This window comes from Rhodococcus sp. MurmanLake-1 (assembly GCF_056945715.1).
Map to the genome: position 1 here is coordinate 440,776 of NZ_JBWZNF010000002.1, position 16,281 is coordinate 457,056.

At 63.0% G+C, this 16,281-nt stretch carries 15 protein-coding genes; 5 read left to right on the forward strand and 10 right to left on the reverse strand.

Going from position 1 to position 16,281, the window contains the following annotated elements:
- Positions 1–22 precede the first annotated feature (22 nt).
- Positions 23–1,111 carry a 3-deoxy-7-phosphoheptulonate synthase gene (locus AC2ETI_RS08435; protein WP_483633778.1) on the forward strand — a complete coding sequence of 363 codons (1,089 nt, stop codon included), beginning with the start codon at positions 23–25 and terminating at the stop codon, positions 1,109–1,111.
- Between the two features lie 54 nt (positions 1,112–1,165).
- On the opposite strand, the gene AC2ETI_RS08440 is transcribed toward AC2ETI_RS08435, so the two are convergent.
- From AC2ETI_RS08440 to AC2ETI_RS08475, 8 genes are all read right to left on the reverse strand, one after another.
- Entirely contained in the window at positions 1,166–1,969 is an 804-nt protein-coding gene (locus tag AC2ETI_RS08440) for a sugar phosphate isomerase/epimerase family protein (RefSeq protein WP_483633779.1), read from the reverse strand.
- Positions 1,966–3,693 (reverse strand): FAD-dependent oxidoreductase, encoded by a 1,728-nt coding sequence (locus AC2ETI_RS08445; protein ID WP_483633780.1) that lies wholly within the window; start codon positions 3,691–3,693, stop codon positions 1,966–1,968. The genes AC2ETI_RS08440 and AC2ETI_RS08445 overlap by 4 nt, the downstream gene beginning before the upstream one ends.
- Positions 3,690–4,784, reverse strand: a complete 1,095-nt coding sequence (locus AC2ETI_RS08450) for a Gfo/Idh/MocA family protein (protein ID WP_483633781.1) — start codon at positions 4,782–4,784, stop codon at positions 3,690–3,692. Before AC2ETI_RS08450 ends, AC2ETI_RS08445 begins: the two co-directional genes overlap by 4 nt.
- On the reverse strand, positions 4,784–5,608 hold the full coding sequence (locus AC2ETI_RS08455; protein WP_021332175.1) for an aldo/keto reductase: 825 nt from the start codon (positions 5,606–5,608) through the stop codon (positions 4,784–4,786). Before AC2ETI_RS08455 ends, AC2ETI_RS08450 begins: the two co-directional genes overlap by 1 nt.
- Positions 5,605–7,557 carry an NADH:flavin oxidoreductase gene (locus tag AC2ETI_RS08460; RefSeq protein ID WP_483633782.1) on the reverse strand — a complete coding sequence of 651 codons (1,953 nt, stop codon included), beginning with the start codon at positions 7,555–7,557 and terminating at the stop codon, positions 5,605–5,607. Before AC2ETI_RS08460 ends, AC2ETI_RS08455 begins: the two co-directional genes overlap by 4 nt.
- A gap of 44 nt (positions 7,558–7,601) precedes the next feature.
- Entirely contained in the window at positions 7,602–8,483 is an 882-nt protein-coding gene (locus AC2ETI_RS08465; RefSeq protein WP_428690885.1) for a shikimate dehydrogenase, read from the reverse strand.
- A gap of 63 nt (positions 8,484–8,546) precedes the next feature.
- Positions 8,547–9,923 (reverse strand): MFS transporter, encoded by a 1,377-nt coding sequence (locus tag AC2ETI_RS08470; RefSeq protein WP_021345319.1) that lies wholly within the window; start codon positions 9,921–9,923, stop codon positions 8,547–8,549.
- Positions 9,924–10,062: 139 nt separating this feature from the next.
- On the reverse strand, positions 10,063–10,980 hold the full coding sequence (locus AC2ETI_RS08475) for a LysR family transcriptional regulator (protein ID WP_047889918.1): 918 nt from the start codon (positions 10,978–10,980) through the stop codon (positions 10,063–10,065).
- Between the two features lie 134 nt (positions 10,981–11,114).
- Here AC2ETI_RS08475 and AC2ETI_RS08480 point away from each other — a divergent pair, with 134 nt between their 5' ends.
- Positions 11,115–11,807 carry an SDR family NAD(P)-dependent oxidoreductase gene (locus AC2ETI_RS08480; RefSeq protein WP_153212011.1) on the forward strand — a complete coding sequence of 231 codons (693 nt, stop codon included), beginning with the start codon at positions 11,115–11,117 and terminating at the stop codon, positions 11,805–11,807.
- A 22-nt stretch (positions 11,808–11,829) separates the two neighbouring features.
- Here the strand turns inward: AC2ETI_RS08480 and AC2ETI_RS08485 are convergent, their stop codons facing one another.
- Positions 11,830–12,603 (reverse strand): hypothetical protein, encoded by a 774-nt coding sequence (locus AC2ETI_RS08485; RefSeq protein WP_019744985.1) that lies wholly within the window; start codon positions 12,601–12,603, stop codon positions 11,830–11,832.
- A gap of 105 nt (positions 12,604–12,708) precedes the next feature.
- Between AC2ETI_RS08485 and AC2ETI_RS08490 the strand changes: the two genes are divergently transcribed.
- On the forward strand, positions 12,709–13,536 hold the full coding sequence (locus AC2ETI_RS08490; protein ID WP_019744984.1) for a crotonase/enoyl-CoA hydratase family protein: 828 nt from the start codon (positions 12,709–12,711) through the stop codon (positions 13,534–13,536).
- On the forward strand, positions 13,533–15,071 hold the full coding sequence (locus AC2ETI_RS08495; protein WP_021332179.1) for an AMP-binding protein: 1,539 nt from the start codon (positions 13,533–13,535) through the stop codon (positions 15,069–15,071). The genes AC2ETI_RS08490 and AC2ETI_RS08495 overlap by 4 nt, the downstream gene beginning before the upstream one ends.
- Here AC2ETI_RS08495 and AC2ETI_RS08500 read toward each other — a convergent pair.
- On the reverse strand, positions 15,064–15,696 hold the full coding sequence (locus AC2ETI_RS08500) for an alpha-ketoglutarate-dependent dioxygenase AlkB (protein WP_029256052.1): 633 nt from the start codon (positions 15,694–15,696) through the stop codon (positions 15,064–15,066). The genes AC2ETI_RS08495 and AC2ETI_RS08500 overlap by 8 nt on opposite strands.
- 147 nt (positions 15,697–15,843) lie before the next feature.
- On the opposite strand from AC2ETI_RS08500, the gene AC2ETI_RS08505 reads away from it, so the two are divergent.
- Entirely contained in the window at positions 15,844–16,260 is a 417-nt protein-coding gene (locus tag AC2ETI_RS08505; protein ID WP_003940106.1) for a DUF7144 family membrane protein, read from the forward strand.
- Positions 16,261–16,281 lie beyond the last annotated feature (21 nt).

The following is a 16,281-nucleotide window of genomic DNA, read 5'->3' on the forward strand; positions in this document are numbered from 1 at the left end:
AGAACAGGAAACCGAAAACCCCATGACTGTCACCATCGACACCACCGCAGCTTCGGACAGCCTCGACGATCAGCGCACTGTGAGTATCAGTCCGCTCGTGTCACCGGCGACTGTTCGTGCTCAGCACGCTCCGGACGAGGTCGCGGCCGCAACCGTGCGCACCGGTCGGGCCGACACGATCAACATCCTCAACGGTGACGACGATCGTTTGATCGTCGTTGTCGGTCCGTGCTCCGTGCACGATCCGGAAGCGGCGATGGACTACGCCCGCCGGTTGGCCGCCAAGGCCGAAGAACTGCGGGACGATCTGCACATCGTCATGCGCGTCTACTTCGAAAAGCCGCGCACCACTCTCGGGTGGAAGGGCCTGCTCAACGACCCCCACCTCGACGGCACGTTCGACATCAACACCGGGCTCGGTATCGGCCGCAAGTTGCTTCTCGACGTGTCGAGTCTGGGCCTGCCTGTCGGCTGCGAGTTCCTTGATCCGATCATGCCGCAGTACATCGCCGACCTGGTCAGCTACGGTGCAATCGGCGCCCGGACCGCCGCCAGTCAGGTTCACCGTCAGCTGTGCAGCGCGCTGTCCATGCCCGTCGGCATCAAGAATTCCACCGAAGGTGATGTGCAGGTAGCCGTCGACGGTACCCGCGCTGCGGCGGCGAGCCATGTGTTCCCCGGAACGGATCTCGACGGCCAGGCTGCCTTGATTCGGACCGCGGGCAACCCGGACTGCCATGTGATTCTTCGTGGCGGCAGCGACGGACCGAACTACGATGCCGAGACCGTCGCGGATACCCTTGCTCGCCTGCGTAAGTCGAACCTGCCCGAGCGCGTGGTCATCGACGCGAGCCACGGTAACAGCAGCAAGGACCACGAGCGTCAGGTCGTCGTGCTGGACGACATTGCCCGACGTCTGACCGAGGGCGAGCAGGGAATCGCCGGCGTCATGTTGGAGAGTTTCATCGAGGCCAGCCGTCAGGACCTGACCTTGGGTAAGGCGGACGAGCTCACCTACGGTCAGTCGATCACCGACGCGTGCATCGACTGGTCCACCACCGCAGCGCAGTTGGACCGTCTGGCGCAGGCCGTTGCGGCTCGGAGGGGCTGACGCCCCCGTGCGCGTTTAGGGAGTGCCTGGACTCGCTAAACGCGCACAGGGCCGCTAGGCCAACACTGCTCGCGTGGCCTCGACCAGGCGCTCCAGCCAGGCGTCGGTGCCGACTGCCTGACGCAGCGGCTCGTTGGGCAATTCGATGCTGACCGGCAGTCCGGCAGGCAGGGTCGACCAGATGTCGGCCAGGGCGATGCCGCCGGTGCCGGGCACCAGACGCTCTTCGCGGGCGTGACGGATCAGTTCTGCGTCATCCGTAGGAGCGGGGGTCGAACCGTCGCACATCTGGGTGTAGTGAAGCCACTCGCGCGGGATGGACGCAAGATCCTCCAGTGTGGTCGCCGAGCGGTCGGTGTGGAGTGCGTCGACGAGGACACTACGAGCCGGACCGTCTGCCGCCGAGACGATCTCGATGGCCGCACGCGCATCGGGCACCGCAGTCCACGGCATGAATTCGAGCGAGGCGACGATGCCGTAGTTCGCGCACAGTTCAGCGAGGCGGGCATAGGAGTCCGTGAGCCGAGCGCGGTCGCGATCGTCGCCGCCCACCAGAACGACTTTGGCTCCGAGCTGTGCACCCGCTTCGAGAAGCGGAACGTAGTCGGCGGGGTCAAAGTCGGCTGCAAGGCGGATGATTTCGAGGTCGAATACCTCAACGGGTGAATCATCCAGTCGACGCACCAATTCGTTCAACCCCTGCTTGTCCTCGTGCAGGGGGTACGCCGTAGTGCCCGGTGCCGCGGGCATCAGACGGATACCGATGGTGTCGAAGCCGTGCTTTTCGGCCAAGTCGACGTGCTGCATCGGTGCGGTATCGAGCACCGTGAGGGCTGCCAGCCCGAGTGAGAGTGTCATGCGTGCGCTCCAACTGTCTTGGCTCCGGCCAGTTCCCGACCTGCTAGATACCCGAACGTCATAGCCGGGCCGAGGTTGATGCCGCCCGATGGGTAGTGCCCGCCCATCACGCTGGCCTGATCGACGCCGACGGCGAGCAATCCCTCGATGGGGCGGTCGTTGTCATCGAGAACCTGCGACGACGAGTCGGTGACAAGCCCGGCGAAGGTACCGAAACTGCCCGGCACCACCTTCACCGCGTAGTACGGACCCTTCTGTAAAGGAGCGAGCGACGGGTTCGGCCAGGGGTTGGCGGTATCGCCGGAACCCCGGTTGAACGGTGTTGTACCGCGACCGAACTCGGGGTCTTCACCGGCCACGGCCCCGACATTGAATGCCTCGATTGTCTTCTCCAACTGCGTCGGATCAGCGCCGATCTTCTCTGCCAGTTCGCGAACGGTGCGACCACGTGTGAGGTATCCCGAGCGCAGGTACGGCTGGATCGGGATCGGCAGGGGCTTGGCCATGCCCAGCGGGAGGTAGCGCACATACTGCTGATCGGCGATCAACCACGAGCACACTTCTTCGCCCTCAGGAACCTGCTCGACCATCGCGAGTGTGTAGTCGTGGTAGCCGAGTGCCTCGTTGACAAAACGCTTGCCGTTCGCGAGAACTCCGATGACACCGGGCTTTCCGCGGTCGAGGATGTGCGGGAACACCCCTTCCTTGCCGTTGCGATAACGAACGATGGAGACGGGGCAGTACGCGACGGGGGAGGCAAGAGTGCGGTCGAGGCGACCACCCACGGATTCGCCGAGGGTGATGCCGTCGCCGGTGGTTGTCTTCGGAGTGAGTGACCAGTGCTCGTTTCCGGTGGGGGTACGGGGGAACAGTTCACGTCGGCGGTCGATGTCCTGGGCGAAGCCGCCGGTGGCCAGTACGACGCCGCGCGTGGCAGTTACCGAGTACGCACCATCCGGACCTTCGAGGCGGACACCGACAACGCGACCGTCATCGTCAGTCTGCAGCGATGTTGCCGACGTTTTCACCCGAATCTCGACGCCGAGATCGAGCGCTGAGCGAAGCATCATGCCGACAAGCGCGGTGCCGTTGACGAGTTGCTGGCCACGACGCTTGGTGGCGAGATCGAACATGTGCTTTGTCACGCGAACACCACAGTGCACAAATGCTTTCGGCGATCGAGTCGAGTGCAGGAATGCCTGCAGGTCGGGGCCGGCCATGATGCCCATTCCGAGGAATGACGTCTCGTACAACTGTCGACGGAGCAGCACCGCGACGTCGGGGCCGAGCTTTCGCAAGCTCACCGGTTTCGGTCCGACGGAACGATGACCCGTGCCGGCTCCCGGTGTGTCGCCGTGAATGTCGGCGATCTTGGCTCCGGGAACGAACTTCAGTGCAGTCTTGCGTTCGAAGAACTCGACCATCTCCGGTGCACCGTCGAGGAGTGCATCCACCTTGGCAGCGTCGAAGTTGTCGCCGAGTCGGTTCTCCAGATATGTCCGCGGCGCCGAACGATCCTCCACAACCCCGTCGGCGATGGCAAACATGTTGCGCGGGGTCCACATCCACCCGCCCGACCAGGCCGTTGCGCCGCCGCAGGTGTCGGCCTTCTCGACAACGAGTACCGACGCGCCGCCATGTGCTGCGGCAATTGCTGTGGAAAGCCCGCCTGCGCCGGAGCCCACGACAACTACGTCGTAGGTGAGGGGGGTACTGCTACTCATTTCTGCTCCTTGGCAGTTGTTGCGAGGGTCGGTGTCGATGTCAGATCGACAACCTTCCCGGTTCGTGACGATTCGTAGATTGCGGCGATGATGGCAAGTGACGCGCGGGCGTCTCGTCCGGTGACGGCGGGTTCGCGCCCGGTCAGGACCGCGTCGGCGAAGTCCTGAACCTGCAGGGTGTGGAAGTCGGTCAGTGCTGCATTAACCGCTCCCACATCGAGATTGGCGTCGATGTCGGCAGAGTACGGCGACTGGAACTCCACTTCGCCGGGCACGGTCCAGATTTCGTTGACACCCTCGTGCCCTTCAGGAAATTCGAGGACACTGGTGATGGCGCCGGTGCGCCCGATCACTGTCACGCGGTTGCCCAGATTGTGATTGGCACCGGTAGTCGCGGTGACGGTGGCGGTGCCGCCCGAAGCAAAGGAAATTACAGCTGACGCACTGTCCTCGGTCTCGATGTGCTCACCGTGGGTGTGGGTGCGGATGAAGCCGCTGACCGAGACGGCCTCGCCCATGAACCAGGCCAGCATGTCGATCTGGTGCACCGCCTGCGTCATGAGCACGCCACCGCCGTCGGTGTCCCAGCGTCCGCGCCACGCGTCGGCCGAGTAGTAACTCGACGGGCGGTGCAGGATCACCGACGCCTCGCCGAGCGTGGGCAGTCCGATCCGGCCGTCGTCGATGGCGTCCCGGATCCGACGCGCGGCCGGCCAGAAGCGACGTTGGAAGAGCACCCCGAACGTGATACCGGCGCGGTCGGCGGCCTCGATCATGCGGTCGGCGGCAGCAACATCGACCGCGATGGGCTTCTCGCACAACACATGTACACCCGCTTCGGCAGCGGCCACAACTACTTCTTCATGTACCGGGTGCGGCGTGCAGACGGTGCAGGCGTCGAGTCCGAGGGCAAGAAGTTGCTCCACTGAACGCACGGCTGCGGGAATGCCGTGCGCTGCCGCGAACTCCTGGGCGCGTCCGAGATCGGGATCGCAGCAGCCGATCACCTCGACGCCGGGGACTTGTTGCAGGGCTCGGGCATGGTTGCCGGCGATCTTGCCGCAGCCGACGATTCCGACTTTCAACGTCATCAGAAATGTTCCTCTGCTTCGACGTCCCGCGCGGCAGACTCGCCGCGGTCGAGACTGTTCAGTGCTTCGATGTCCTCGCCGGAGAGGGTCACGTCGAGTGCTGCCAGGTTCTCGGCCTGACGCGTCGGGTTCGCTGATCGCGCGACCGGAACCACACCCTGCGCGACATGCCAAGCAAGGACCACCTGCGCAGGGGTGCAACCCATTCGACCGGCGATCTCACTCACAACGGCGTTGTCGAGCACATCCCCGCGGCCGAGCGGGCTCCACGACTGCGTGAATATTCCGAGTTCGTCGTTGGCGCGGCGCACCGGAATTCGCGCGAGCGACGGGTCCATCTGAATCTGGTTGACTGCCGGTGCCTCGCCGGTTTCGGCGACGACGCGGCGCACGTGGTGCTCCAGGAAGTTCGACACACCCACGTACCGAACCAGTCCGGCGTCGCGGCAGGCAAGCATCGCCTCGAACGACGCAACGTAACGATCGATTCGCGGGAGCGGCCAGTGGATCAGGAACAGATCGAGTTGATCCAGTCCCAGTCGTTCCAGGCTCTGCTCGAGCGCTCCGCGGATGTCACCGGAAACCTGGTCGTTTCCACGAAGTTTGGTGGTGACGAACAGTTCTTCTCGCGGTAGGCCCGACTCCGCCAACGCTACGCCGACGGCGTCCTCGTTGCCGTAGATCGCGGCGGTGTCGATGAGGCGGTACCCGGCCTCGATGCCGGAGAGAACCGACTTCGTGGCGTCGGCACCGACCAGTGGCCAGGTTCCGAGTCCGATGGGTGGCAACGCAGTTGCCACCGGTGCGGCTGTGTGTGCGCTCATGCGTGAACCTCCTGACGGGCCGCAGCGGCGGCGGTGATGGCGACGGCAACGTCGGCTGCGGTCACGAGTGCGGCATGGATGGATCCGCCGTCACCGCTCGCGTCGCCGACGGCATGGACCCCGAGTCGTGGTGCCAGTGAACGTAGTTCGGCCAGAAGCTCCGAGCGCGGCTCGACGCCCTGTGAAATCAGCAGCTCGCCGGGGGCGTCGACTTCGCTCAGTACACCGCCTGTCGAGATCGTGACCCGATCGGCGTCGACTTTGGTGACGATCGAGCTCAGGTAGGTCGTGAGGTTCTCACTTGAGGCCAGGCGCGGCAGCAGTACGATCTTGCCGCGTCGGCCGACGTCGTGCGCGATGGTTTCCTGCGGCCCGATCATGACGACCTGGGTGCCCTTCTGGAGCAGATCGTCTGCGACGGCAGCAGCCTCGCGGTCGGCGCCGAAAATGGTGATTGCCTCGGGGGCCGGATCTCCGGAAACCAGGAACTCGCGAACGTCACGGACAGTTCGGGTCTGCGCGCCGGGGAGGTCAGTCACGGGACCGTTCCCACCGGCAGCAAGGACGATCGCATCGAAGTCACTGTTTGCGAGCAATGCTGCGTCAGCTCTGGTCGAGGTGTGGCACTGCACCCCGAGTTCGGCCAGTTCCGCGAGGTACCAGTCCACGATCCGCCCGTATTCGGGATATTCGTGCAGCTTCGATGCCAGAGCGAAGTCGCCACCGAGGCTGGGTCGTTCGTCGTACAGGTCGACGCGATGACCGGCAAGTGCGAGGTCGCGGGCAGCGGCCATGCCGGAGGGACCGGCACCGATGACGGCGACCCGCACGGTGGCATCAGCCGGCTTTGTGGGCTGATCCAGTTCACGTCCGACCCACGGGTTGACAGAGCAGGGAATGGGACCGGCAGCCAGGCTGTCGATGCAGTAGTTGCAGGCGATGCAGGGGCGGTAGCGGCCACCGTCGACAGCGCGATTCGGGAAGTCCGGATCGGCGTGCAACGTACGGGCCATGCTGACGAAGTTGGCCTGCCCGGAATCGATGATCTGCGCGGCGATCTCCGGCGACGTGATGCGTCCGGCCACACCAACCGGGATGTCGAAGTCGCGCTGGTACTGCTCGGAGTACGGCGCGAGGAGTCCACGGGACCATTCACCGGGCTGGATGATCCACTGTCCCGCTTCGTAGTTGCCGGCCGAGACGTCGAGGAAATCGAGTCGGTCGGTGTCGATGGCGTCGATGCGAGAGCGGGTCGTCTCGGCGTCGAGTCCGCCGTCAATGCCTTCGAAGGCTGAGAATCGAAGTCCCAGAGTGATTCCCGGAGCATGCTCGTGGACGGAGGCGATGACCTTGTTGACGAACAAGGTGGGGTCGGCCCACTCGTCGTCGCGGTGATTGTAAGCAGGGGAGAGGAACTGGTGGATCAGATACCCGTGGCCACCGTGCAGGGAGATGACGTCGACGCCGGCCTGCTGGCAGCGCGCTGCGGCTTCACCGAAACATTCGATGATGTGCTCGATGTCGTCGCCGTCGAGTTGTTCTGGCATCTCGCCGCCGACAACCAAACACGGAATCGGTGTCGGGGCAACGGGAACAAACCCGCTGACAGAACCTTGCGCCGTACGTCCACCGTGGTTGAGTTCGACTCCGACGAGGGCGCCGTGAGCGTGGATCGCGTCGGCCATCTTCTTGATGCCGGGAATCCGTTCGTCGACGTCGACGCCCATCTGCCGGATGCGTCCCTTGCCGTCGGCACGCACGTAGCTCGCTTCGGTGAAGATCAGTGCAGCACCACCTTCGGCGCGGCGGGCGAGGTACGCGATGTACTCGTCCGTCATGGTGCCGTCGACTTCGCAGTAGTTGCGTTCCATCGGGGCGGACACGAACCGGTTCCGGAGGCGGACGCTGCCCATGTCGAGAGGTTCGGCGAAAGGCGCAGTCACATTCATCAGTGCTCCTGGTACTTCGCGAGAAAGTAGGTGTTCGGTTGTGCTCATGCGCATGCCGTCTCGGAGAGCAGCTCGCTCAGATGGCTGCGCATGCGATCCGTATCGGCTTCGACACCGGTCAGGATTGTGAAGGTGTCAGAGGCTTGAGCCACCAGCATCTGCCCACCGTCGAGAACCGCGCATCCGAGAGCAGCTGCAGCGTCGAGCAATTCGGTGCGCATCGGTCGATAAACGATGTCAGCGACCCACAATCCGGAATGCAACGCCGCAGGGTCGAAGGGAGTTCCGGGGTGACCCACCATGCCGATCGGAGATGCGTTGACGACGCCGTCGCACGTCGTCAGGTTGACGGCGATCTCACCGATCGCCAAAGCCGTTGTGCGCGTGGCAGGGAAGGCCGAGGTGACGCGAGAACACACATCGGCAGCGCGATCGGGATCAATATCTGCGATGCGAAGATCCGTGGTGCCGGCGGCGGCGAGCGCGTATGCCACAGCGGAACCCGCCCCTCCTGCCCCGGCAAGCACCACTCGGTCCAAGGCGGCGTCGGGCAAACCGCGCTGCAGTGCTGTGAGGAATCCGCTGTGGTCAGTGTTGTGGCCGATCAAACGGCCGTTGTCGACCACAACCGTGTTGACGGCACCGAGCAACCGCGCGTTGTCGGACAGCTCGTCGAGCGCGTCCACGACAACCTGCTTGCACGGGTGGGTGATGTTCAGTCCGGTGAAATCGCCCGCGACGGCGCCACGCACCACCTCACCGGTTTTCTCGACCGAGATGTTCAGGTTCTCGAGATCGATCAGTTCGTAGCTGTAATCGTCGAGTCCGAGTGCTGCTGCTTCGTGTGCGTGCAACGCGGGCGAGAGTGAGGTGGCGATACCCGACCCGACAAGGCCGATACGGTGACGTGTGTATTCGGTAGTCATGACATTCTCCTGCATAAGTGGGGACGGCCCCTCGCGGCAATTCATCGCGAGGGGCCGGTCCGGTCAAGCGTTGTTGCTGGTGAGCTCTGAGTCCTGCTTGATCGGCAGGCTCGGCTTCGGTTGGCCCAGTTCTGCTGTGGGCGTGCGGTACGTTTCCGGTCCGGTCATTGCCGCGATGGCGGAGATGACGGCGAAGCCCAGGCACATCCATGCAACCGGTGTCCAGTTGCTCTTGTCTCCGGCCGAGATCGCCTGGGCGATAGCCGGCGTGAAGCCGGCAACAAGGAGTCCGAGCATGAGGCTGACGGCCATTCCGGTGTATCGGACCTTCGCGGGGAACTGCTCCGGGAAGTATGCCGGGTACGTGCCGTTGGGCATCGCGTAGAAGATTCCGATCATGACGATTCCCGAAGCGAAGACCATGGGGACGCTTTGGGTTCCGATCGAATGGAAGAACACGAAGATCATCAGGCCGGCTCCGATGGCGCCGACGACGAAGATGGGCTTACGTCCGTAGCGATCCGAGAGAATGCCGAACAGCGGCTGAGTCAGTACGGCAACAAAATTGGCGGTCGCGATGGCCCACAGCATCGTGGAGCGTTCGAAGCCGGATTCGACGGCGTACGCCAGGGCGAAGACGTTGACGATGGTGTTGATCATCGCGAAGGTCGAGCTCATGCTGATACGGATCACGGTGCGCCAGTGCGAGCGGAACATCTCGACGACGGGAATTCCGGCCGTCTCGTCCTGTTCCTTGAGTTCCTCGAATACCTCGGGCTCATCCAGGGCGCGACGTAGCCACAGCGCGACGACGGTCACGATGATGCTGAGCCAGAAGGGAACTCGCCAACCCCACGAGTAGAGGTCTTCGTCGGGCAGGCTCGCCACTGGGATGAATACCAGGCTGGAGACGACGATGCCGAACATGATCCCGCTCATGGTGAACGAGGTGAAGAACGAACGACGGTGATCAGGTGCGTGTTCGAGCGTCAGTGCCGAAGAGCCGGGTGATTCACCGCCGGCAGAGAGCCCTTGAAGAAGGCGAAGCAAGACGAGAATGATCGGCGCGGCGATGCCGATCTGGTCGTAGGTCGGCAGGCAACCGACGATGACCGTCGCAACACCCATGAGGAGCAGGCAGGCGAGAAGCGCGTTCTTGCGTCCGTACCGATCGCCGAGGTGTCCCCACAGCACTGCGCCGAGTGGGCGGGCGACGTAGGCCACGCCCAGGGTGCTGATCGAGAGCAGCGTTGCCGTCGAGCCGCCGCCAGGAAAGAAGATCTTGGGGAACACGAGCGCGGCTGCGGAGCCGTAGATGAAGAAGTCGTAGTACTCGAGGGTGCTGCCGAGGAAGCCCGAAACGGCGGCGCGGCGCGCGTTCGAATTCGGATGCTCTTCGGTGGAGTGCGTGGAACCGGTGGAGGTGATCGGTGGTGCCATGTGAAGTCCTTTCGTCCCGATGGGCCGGCCGTGGCGGCACGTTTGGTGATGCACCACGCATCGGTGACGTCCCTCACCTTTCGGCGGCTGAGACGACAGTGCCACGAAGGACTATGGCGCGTCCAACACTAAATGAGTCTCAGATAATGACGTTTTTGGTCTCAATCTCCGGCGTCGGCAGAATCTCCTCGGACGTCTCCAGTGCGACGGCGAGTGCATCGGTCATATGCCGGGGTGACCAGGCAATTCCGTGGTTCATGAACGTCGGCTCGCCGGTGAGTGGGACGAACACACTGCCAGGTGGGGTGATAGCAGCCATGCCGGACGTCATCAGCGCTACACCGACGCCGGCGGCAACGAGCATGAGGATCATGTACGGATCGGTGATCTCCTGGACGACGCGAGGCCTGAAGTCTGCGTTCATGCAGGCGCGCATCGCGGTTTCCTGGAGGGCCGAGCCGGCCGAGAGCGGGGTGGTCACGAATCCGTCGTCGGCCAATTCGCGGAGATCGATCGCGTCCCTCTCGGCAAGGGGATGGTCGATCGGAAGTACGGCGCCGAACGCCTCCCGTCGGATCAGTCGGGTAGACAGTGATGCGGATTCCACCGGTAGTCCGACGAAGGCGAGGTCGAGGGCGCCGCTCTCGAGTTGAATGATCGCGTCGCGCGTCATGATTCGGCCGAGGAGTGTCAGTTCGACTTCCGGATAGCGCTGACGCAACGCGCGGGTGAGCGGCGGAAGTGCTTGATAGTTGAGCACTCCGGTGAACCCGATCGTGACTCGTCCGTAGACGCCTCCCGACGACGCACGCGTAGCGTGTCGTGCCGTCTCCATGTTCTCGATGACGCGATAGGCGTGGGGGAGAAAGGCATGTCCGCCGGACGTGAGTGCGACGCTGCGAGTGCTGCGTTCGAACAACTTGACGCCGATGTCCTTTTCGAGCTTTCGGATCATCTGGCTGAGCGGCGACTGAGCCATCTGGAGCCGTGATGCGGCCCGCCCGAAGTGAAGTTCTTCCGCAACCGCGACAAACGCGTGCAACCAGCGGGTTTCCATCGGCAAGGCCTCCAGGTATTTGACGTCGACAACAAACGCCATATATTCAGAATTTCTACACAGTGTGACGGCAATTATGCCTGTATGCAACATAAATTGAGTGCGTAGCGCACAGAAACTCAGGAGTGAAGATGATGCAGGGCTATCCAGAGGGCGTCACCGCGCTCGTTACCGGCGGTGCGAGCGGAATCGGCGCCGCCAGTGCAAAGATGTTGACGGAGAAGGGAGTTCGGGTGGTAACGGCAGATCTTGCCGAAGGCGCGGACGAACAACTCGACGTGAGTGATCCGACAGCAGTCGATGCGCTTCGAACCAGACTCGGCAGAATCGACATCTTGATCAACAGTGCGGGAATCGTCGGGCCGTCAGCGCCACTCGTCGACGTCGACCTCGCGGCTTGGCGGCGTACGTTCCGCATCAACGTCGAAGGAACATTCCTGATGTGCCGGGCGTTCGTGCCGGGGATGGTTGCGTCGGGGTGGGGGAGGGTCGTCAATCTCGCGAGTATTGCGGCCAAGGACGGAAACCCGAATCAGAGTGCATATTCCGCGTCCAAAGCGGCAGTCGTCGCGCTGACGAAGTCGCTCGGCAAAGAGGTCGCCACCACCGGTGTGCTGGTCAACGCGATTGCTCCCGCGGCCGTGGAAAGTCCTATGAATGCCGGCACCGATCCGGCCATCCTCGCTCGTTCGCAGTCTTTGACGCCGATGGCACGGATGGGGCGGGCCGACGAGATCGCCGAACTGATCTCCTGGCTGTCGTCGTCGGCGGTGAGTTACTCGACGGGTGCTGTGTACGACGCCAGCGGTGGCCGCGCAACGTACTGAATTACCTTCTGGAAGAAGTCGATCAGAACTGGAGCAGTGACTGCCACAGTTCGCGAGATGCGTCCTGGTACTCGAGCATGTGCGAGATCAGTTCACGCAGTGGCTGCGTCGGTTCGAGTTCTTCCGGAAGGAGCGGATTGCGCACGATGACCGCGATCACCGCGCTGCCCAAGGCAAGTGATTCACGGGCAGCCTCCTCGCGGCTGATTGTCGCCAGGCGTGTTTGCGCCTGTGTGAGTGCTTCACGGGCCTCGGCGATGTCGACCAACAGTGCTTCCGAGTTCCAGAGTGTGCGGATTGTCGAATCATCCTCGGGGGCAAGGTGAGCGATTTCCATGACAGCCGATTCGGGGGCGGCGCCGAGTCGGCGGAGAGTGCGGCGGGCGCTGTCCGTGCCGCCGAGCAGATTGTTCGGGCGGACGGCGAGTGTGGGCTTCCACTCCTCGTAGCCCGCCAGGCGCAGCGCCTGATCGTGTCTTCGGGCGGCAGTGCGGTCGCTTCGTTTGAGCGCTGAGTGCTCGACGGCTATCCACGTGCCGTCCCAGGGGCGTATGCGATCGGTACGAGTTCGCCACCCCTCGACCTCGCTGTAGGTGGGGATGCCGTCCGGGTTGAGGACGTACGTTCCACGAGCGGTGCGACGCAGTTTGTTCTCGCGGCACAGGCGGCCCGTTGCCACGCGAACGCTCGATGCGCTGACACCGACGATCTCGCCGGCGCGGGTCAGCACTGCAGTGCTGAACTCGGTGTCCGGACTCGCCGTTGCGAGGTCCAGCACAACTCGGGTTGCGGACATTCCTCGATCAGTTTGTAACAACTTTTGAACAACTCCTGACAAATTCTGTTACAAGTGGCATGGTGGGTACCGGGAAACCTTATCCGCGAGCAGTGAGGAAATATCGTGACCGACTCCGATCGACCAGGTGGCGATGTCTATGTGGAGCGTGACGGTGGCGTCACCGTCATCGTGATGAATCGCCCTGATCGCAAGAATGCGGTGGACGGGCCGATGGCGGCGCAGTTGCGTGATGCCTTCCTGGAGTTCGAATCGGACGAGAGTCAGAAGGTGGCGATTCTGTGGGGCGCGGGCGGCACATTTTGTGCCGGTGCGGATTTGACCGCAGTCTCCGACCCCGCCCGCGTGCACGAGTTGCATCCGGAAGGCGGCGGCACCGGCCCGATGGGGCCGAGTCGGTTGGTGTTGTCCAAGCCATTGATCGCCGCCGTCAGCGGATACGCGGTTGCAGGAGGGCTCGAGCTTTCATTGCTCGCGGACCTGAGGATCTGCGAGGAGGATTCCGTCTTCGGAGTCTTCTGCCGGCGCTGGGGAGTTCCTCTCATCGATGGTGGGACCGTGCGACTGCCGCGAATCGTCGGGCAGGGGCGAGCGCTCGACATGATCTTGACCGGTCGCCCGGTCGACGCTCCGGAGGCGCTGGCCTTCGGACTGGCCAATCGTGTTGTTCCAGTGGGGCAGTCACTCCAGGCAGCCAAGGAGCTTGCGCACCAGTTGTCCGCTTTCCCTCAACTCTGCATGCTCGCGGATCGCGCGTCGGCCTACCGATCTTTTGATCTACCACTTGCCGAAGCACTGCGGGCCGAGGGCGTCGCGGGAAATCCCATTGTCATCGCTGAAGGTGTGCGCGGCGCTGCTGCGTTCGCCGCGGGCGCCGGCCGGCACGGCCGGTTCGAGAACAACCCGAATTCGAACGAGGAAACTGAACCATGATGCCCATAACCAGAGACCTGATCGCCCGTGGTGCGCGACAGCACGGATCGCGAACAGCCGTCGTTTTCGGCGATCGATCGATGACGTTCACGGAAGTGGACGAACTCAGCAGCCGATTGGCGCACACATTCATCGCCCTCGGTATCGGGCGTGGTGCACGGGTTGCATTGCTGGTCAACAACTCTCTTGCCAGCGTCCCCGTCGATTTTGCCTGTGTCAAAGCCGGCATCAACAGGGTTCCGCTCAACTCGCGTCTCTCGCTCGACGAGCACGCGAGAATGCTCGAGGACACCGACACCTCGCACGTCGTCTTCGGTAGTGACCTCGCCGACCGCGCCGCTGAACTGTCCGCCAGGTTCCCCGAACGTACGTTCATCGGGCTGGAAACAGGTTCGGCGCGGCAGCGTTCGCTGCTCGACCAAGCACAGAGCATGCCTTCGGACACACCGGACGTCGAGTTAGCTCCCGACGATGTGATCCTGACGCTGTTCACCTCCGGGACCACGGGAACATTGAAGGCCGCGCAGCACACTCAGCGCAGCTACGCCGGCATCTGCCGCAATGTTCTGCTCAATCTGCTTCCGGCGACTCAGGACGACACGATGCTGCACGCGGCATCACTGATTCATGCCAGCGGTGTCTTCGTGCTTCCGTTCTGGCTGCGTGGCGGCAAGACCGTCATCCTTCCCGGATTCGACCCGTCGACCTTCTTGGACTCGATAACCGAGCATCGGGCTACGGCAATCAATCTGGTGCCGACGATGATTCAGATGCTCCTCGAACGCCCTGATTTTGCGAGCGCAGACATCTCGAGTCTGAAATCCGTGATCTACGGTGCGTCGCCGATGCCGCTGGCCACTATCGAACGTGCAATGCAGGCGTGGGGGCAACACCGTTTTCTCCAGTACTACGGGCAGACCGAGGCACCGCTGTGTATTGCAGTCCTACGGCCCGAAGATCACACGGAAGATCGCCTGCTGTCCTGTGGTCAGCCCGCCATCGACGTCGAGATCAGGCTGCTCGACGGCGAGGGAAACGAAGTGCCCCAGGGAGAACCGGGTGAAATCGTGATCCGCTCGCCATCGGCGATCGCTGGATACTTCAATGCACCGGAACTGAATGCGGACACCTTCACCGAAGACGGCTGGGTTCACACCCGTGACATCGGTCAGTTCGACGCCGAAGGATTCTTGTTCTTGAAGGACCGAGCTTCGGACATGATCATCAGCGGCGGATACAACGTCTACCCCCGTGAAGTCGAGGATGCACTCCTGACGCATCCGTCTGTCCGTGAGGTCGCCGTGGTGGGTACCGCCGACGCCAAGTGGGTGGAGGCGGTCACGGCTGTGGTGGTACTCGAGGACGGGACCGTCGAAAACGACGCACTGCAAGCATCATTGGTCGCGCACGTCGGCGAACGACTGGCGTCGTACAAGAAACCGCGTCGGGTTGTTTTCGCAGAATCCATACCGAAGACGGCCGTCGGCAAGCTCAATCGGAAGGCGCTGCGAGACGAACTCCGCGACGCTATCTAACTCCGCGAGTGCGGAATTGAACGCTGATTCTCGGCCCGAGGGCCCGCGCACTCTTCGGGACACAGTGTTCCCACGTGCGTTGGCAGGATCCGCCCATGACGAGTAGATCTCCGTGTCCGAGATTGAAGCGGATGGATTCGCCGCCCCCACGAGGGCGCAATAGGAGCGGGCGAGCCGCACCGAGAGACAGGATGGCCACCATCGTGTCCTCGGTGCGACTTCGTCCCGTGTCGTCCCCGTGCCAGGCAACGCTGTCGGAACCGTCGCGATAGAAACACAGACCCGACGTGGCGAATGGTTCACCGAGTTCGTCGAAGTAGTGACTGCTCAGCGCGTCTTTGGCTTCGGTGAGAAGCGCGTCCGGCAGTGGTTGATTCTCTGCGTAGAAACACACCAGACGAGGGACGTCGACAACGCGGTCGTACATCTGACGCCGTTCGGAACGCCACGGCACCGTAGCCTCCAGATTGTCGAACACGGCCTCCGATCCGGTCAGCCAGGCCGGGCGATGGTCGACCCATGCGCCGGCGGTGAGAATACGTCGCTGCACCGTGCCGTCGAGATCGGCCAAAGAAACGCCGAGGTCACCGTTGTCGAACAGAGACGGTTGCATCGTGGCGGTCATAAGCTCCACCGTACACCGAAATCGAACATATGTTCCCATGAATCTTGATTGCAGTGCTGGACGGCTGTTCATCCTTGCTGGGTGATGTCCGTCGGCGTGAACCTTTGAATACTGTTCTCACGCTATTTCGCCGAAGAAGGGGACGTCATGACTGCTCCGCACCAATCTCATGCGAACCATCCTGTCCGACAAGGCTTTGCCATCGGGACCACGGTGGCGGCAGCCTGCCTGCTCTTCGTCGCGGGAATCGTCGCGTTGCTCCAGGGCATCGCGGCTCTCGCAGACAACGACCTGCTGATCGTCGGAGTCAACTACACCTTCGAATTCGATGTCACGACATGGGGTTGGATCCACATCGTGCTCGGAATCATCGGCATCGCGGTGTCGCTGGGATTGTTCGTCGGCATGACGTGGGCCCGCGGCATGGCCTTCGTGATCGCGGCGCTCTCGATCGTGGCGAATTTCCTGTGGATGCCGTACTACCCGCTGTGGTCGATCGTGATCATCGCCCTCGACGTCGCCGTGATCTGGGCCGTCGCGACCTGGCGACCTGACGAGGTGTGATCCTCTGACCGAAGTGAGTGG

Bases quoted from the DNA above. Each gene is read 5' to 3' on its own strand.
- AC2ETI_RS08465 (WP_428690885.1), bottom strand. From the start codon at position 8,483: ATGACTACCGAATACACACGTCACCGTATCGGCCTTGTCGGGTCGGGT.
- AC2ETI_RS08435 (WP_483633778.1), top strand. From the start codon at position 23: ATGACTGTCACCATCGACACCACCGCAGCTTCGGACAGCCTCGACGAT.
- AC2ETI_RS08500 (WP_029256052.1), bottom strand. From the start codon at position 15,696: ATGACCGCCACGATGCAACCGTCTCTGTTCGACAACGGTGACCTCGGC.
- AC2ETI_RS08475 (WP_047889918.1), bottom strand. From the start codon at position 10,980: ATGGAAACCCGCTGGTTGCACGCGTTTGTCGCGGTTGCGGAAGAACTT.
- AC2ETI_RS08485 (WP_019744985.1), bottom strand. From the start codon at position 12,603: ATGTCCGCAACCCGAGTTGTGCTGGACCTCGCAACGGCGAGTCCGGAC.
- AC2ETI_RS08470 (WP_021345319.1), bottom strand. From the start codon at position 9,923: ATGGCACCACCGATCACCTCCACCGGTTCCACGCACTCCACCGAAGAG.
- AC2ETI_RS08450 (WP_483633781.1), bottom strand. From the start codon at position 4,784: ATGACGTTGAAAGTCGGAATCGTCGGCTGCGGCAAGATCGCCGGCAAC.
- AC2ETI_RS08455 (WP_021332175.1), bottom strand. From the start codon at position 5,608: ATGAGCGCACACACAGCCGCACCGGTGGCAACTGCGTTGCCACCCATC.
- AC2ETI_RS08460 (WP_483633782.1), bottom strand. From the start codon at position 7,557: ATGAATGTGACTGCGCCTTTCGCCGAACCTCTCGACATGGGCAGCGTC.
- AC2ETI_RS08480 (WP_153212011.1), top strand. From the start codon at position 11,115: ATGCAGGGCTATCCAGAGGGCGTCACCGCGCTCGTTACCGGCGGTGCG.
- AC2ETI_RS08505 (WP_003940106.1), top strand. From the start codon at position 15,844: ATGACTGCTCCGCACCAATCTCATGCGAACCATCCTGTCCGACAAGGC.
- AC2ETI_RS08445 (WP_483633780.1), bottom strand. From the start codon at position 3,693: ATGAGTAGCAGTACCCCCCTCACCTACGACGTAGTTGTCGTGGGCTCC.
- AC2ETI_RS08440 (WP_483633779.1), bottom strand. From the start codon at position 1,969: ATGACACTCTCACTCGGGCTGGCAGCCCTCACGGTGCTCGATACCGCA.
- AC2ETI_RS08495 (WP_021332179.1), top strand. From the start codon at position 13,533: ATGATGCCCATAACCAGAGACCTGATCGCCCGTGGTGCGCGACAGCAC.